A 2,788-nucleotide genomic window follows, 5' to 3' on the forward strand; every position below is an offset into this window, starting at 1 on the left:
TGCTGCGCCGTTTTCACGAACGTCAACCTGTCGATATCGGCGGCACTATAGCGTCGAATACCTCCGGGAGGGCGTTCGGGCTCCGATAATAGCCCTCGTCGCTGGTAATAGCGGATTGTCTCGACATTGACGCCGGCCGCCTTGGCCAGGCCGCCAATGGTCATGGTGTCCGCCACTTTATCTGCATGTCTCTTCATGATGCTTGACTCCGTACCAAGCTACGGAAGTAACCTTATCGTAGCTCCCCCCATCCCGAAAGGAGAATCGTCAATGCGGACATCTAAAACGGGGCGAGGGCCCCTGGCCGCCGGAGGAGTCGCGGCCCTCCTGGCCTCGGCGTGTTGCCTCGGCCCGCTGGTGCTGATCACGCTGGGCGTTTCCGGCGCCTGGATCAGCAATCTGGCGGCGTTGGAGCCCTATCGCCCGCTCTTTATCGGCGTCGCGCTGGTGGCGATGTTCTTCGCCTGGCGTCGCGTCTTTCGGCCAGTGGAAAAGTGCCAGCCGGGAGAGGTGTGTGCCGTGCCACGGGTCAGGACGGGCTACAAGGCGATCTTCTGGCTCGTATCGCTGCTGGTGCTAATCGCCCTGGTATTCCCCTACATCTTGCCCCTGTTCTATTAAAAGGAGATCTACCATGAAAGCTCGTTTCGCCTTCATCGCGCTACTCGCCCTGCTCAGCACGCCCGCCTTAGCGGCCCTGCAGACCGTGACGCTGTCGGTGCCGGGCATGACCTGTGCCGCCTGCCCGATCACCGTCAAGGCCGCCCTCAACAAGGTGGACGGCGTCTCGCAAGTCGACGTGAGCTACGCGGATCTCGAGGCCGTGGTCACCTTTGACGACGCCCGAACGTCGGTGGAGGCATTGACCGAGGCCACCATCAACGCTGGGTATCCATCAACCCCGACATCCTCGCAAGCGGATCGAGAGTGATCATGAAGAATCCCAAGCCCCTGCTGCGCGTGAGCGTGATCGGCACCGTCCTGGTGGCATTGTGCTGCTTTACGCCGATCCTGGTGATCCTGCTTGGCACGGTGGGCCTGGCGGGGCTGACGGGCTATCTCGACGTTGTGTTATTGCCGGCCCTGGCCTTCTTCATCGGCCTGACCATTTATGCGATTTGGCGTAAGAAGCAGTTCGACGCCTGTTGTGACAACGGCTCTATCAAATCAAGGAATACGCCCCCTGAGTGACATCAAGCAGCTGCACATCGCGGTCATCGGGTGAGTTGTTTACGAGCTTGCCCGCCACGGTGAAGGAATAAGCGTGAAAGATTCGCAGAAATTTTTAAGCGTCGTGCTTGGCACCGGGTTGATGGTGCTGTGTTGCGCGCCAATCGCCCTGGTGCTATTCGGTACGGCGGGCCTGGCCGCGTTGGCAGGCTATCTCGATTACCTGCTGTTTGCCGCCCTGGCCATCGGCTTACCTCTCTACGCGCGATACCACAAGCGGAAGCAGGATGCCGGCTTTACTAATGAAGACTCGGAGAAACGTGATGATTGAACTCAACGTGAGTGGCATGACCTGTGACCGCTGTGCGGATCATGTCAGGGAAGCCCTGGAGAAGCTGCCCGGCGTGCAGTCGGTGGAGGTATCCTATCCTCAGGGGACGGCATCGGTAGCCGTTGATCCGGAGACACCGGCCTCGGCGTTGACGTTTGCCGTGACCCGACTTGGCTACCAAGCTCGACTGGCCAACAGTGGGCCCACTTCCCCGGCAGGCGCATCGGTGTCCAAGGGCCGTGATGAAGACGCCCCGCACATCGCGGTGATCGGCAGCGGCGGCGCCGCCATGGCGGCGGCCCTGAAAGCCGCCGAGCGCGGCGCCCGGATCACCCTGATCGAACGCGGCACCGTCGGCGGTACCTGTGTCAATACAGGCTGTGTGCCTTCGAAGATCATGATTCGCGCGGCCCATATTGCCCACTTGCGTACGGAAAGTCCCTTCGATGCAGGCCTGAGCGCCCAGGCGCCGGTGGTGGATCGGGCCAAGCTGCTCGAGCAGCAGCAGCGACGTGTCGAGGAACTGCGTGACGCCAAGTACGAGGGGATTCTGCGCGACCACCCGGCCATCACGGTCCTGCACGGCGAGGCCCGGTTTATCGATGCCCATAGCCTGATGGTCAAGCTGAACGAGGGCGGCGAGCAGGTCGTCCACTTCGACCGCGCCTTAATCGGTACTGGCGCCCGACCGGCAGTACCGCCGATCCCGGGTCTTGCCGACACCCCCTACCTGACCTCTACCAGTGCGCTGGCCCTGGACACCCTTCCCGAGCGGCTGATTGTGATCGGCGCCTCGGTGGTGGCCCTGGAACTGGCCCAGGCCTTCGCCCGGCTGGGCAGCCGGGTCACGGTGCTGGCCCGCAGCCGCCTGCTCTCCCAGGAAGACCCGGCGGTAGGGGATGCGGTGGAGGCGGCGTTTCGCCGCGAGAGCATCGAGGTCCTCAAGCAGACCCAGGCGAGCCGCGTGGACTACACCGACAATGAATTCATTGTCGACACCAACGCCGGCACCTTGCGGGCGGATCAACTGCTGGTGGCCACCGGACGGACACCCAATACCGAGGCCCTGAACCTGGCGAGCCTCGGCGTGGAAACCGCACGTGGGGCGATTCTGGTCGATGAGCATCTGCACACCACGGTGCCGGGGCTCTATGCCGCCGGTGACTGCACCGATCAGCCGGAGTTCGTCTATGTCGCCGCCGCCGGGGGCAGCCGGGCTGCCGTCAACATGACCGGGGGCGAAGCCACCCTGGACCTGAGCGCCATGCCGGCGGTGATCTTCACCGA

General features: G+C 63.1%; 6 protein-coding genes. 5 read left to right on the forward strand and 1 reads right to left on the reverse strand.

Annotated features, from left to right (window positions below; translation table 11 throughout):
* Nucleotides 1–197 (reverse strand): MerR family transcriptional regulator (locus A3754_RS23805; RefSeq protein ID WP_156497191.1); only part of this gene is annotated, 197 nt, incomplete at its 3' end.
* Between the two features lie 73 nt (nt 198–270).
* Between A3754_RS23805 and merT the strand changes: the two genes are divergently transcribed.
* The 5 genes from merT to A3754_RS23830 form a co-directional block, all read left to right on the forward strand.
* Complete coding sequence (merT, locus tag A3754_RS23810) at nt 271–621, forward strand: mercuric ion transporter MerT (protein WP_027965778.1); 351 nt, start codon at nt 271–273, stop codon at nt 619–621.
* Nucleotides 622–634: 13 nt separating this feature from the next.
* The gene (merP, locus tag A3754_RS23815) at nt 635–931 is read left to right on the forward strand and encodes a mercury resistance system periplasmic binding protein MerP (protein ID WP_022519794.1); all 297 of its coding nucleotides are present in this window, start codon (nt 635–637) and stop codon (nt 929–931) included.
* Nucleotides 932–933: 2 nt separating this feature from the next.
* Nucleotides 934–1,191: a mercury resistance system transport protein MerF gene (gene merF, locus A3754_RS23820; RefSeq protein WP_033988342.1), complete on the forward strand. Its 258-nt coding sequence runs from the start codon at nt 934–936 to the stop codon at nt 1,189–1,191.
* A 73-nt stretch (nt 1,192–1,264) separates the two neighbouring features.
* Nucleotides 1,265–1,501 carry a mercury resistance system transport protein MerF gene (locus A3754_RS23825; RefSeq protein WP_062817350.1) on the forward strand — a complete coding sequence of 79 codons (237 nt, stop codon included), beginning with the start codon at nt 1,265–1,267 and terminating at the stop codon, nt 1,499–1,501.
* A partial coding sequence (locus tag A3754_RS23830; protein ID WP_082904826.1) for a mercury(II) reductase occupies nt 1,494–2,788 on the forward strand: 1,295 nt, incomplete at its 3' end. The genes A3754_RS23825 and A3754_RS23830, both read left to right, overlap by 8 nt.

The sequence above is a fragment of the Alcanivorax sp. HI0083 genome (assembly GCF_001635175.1).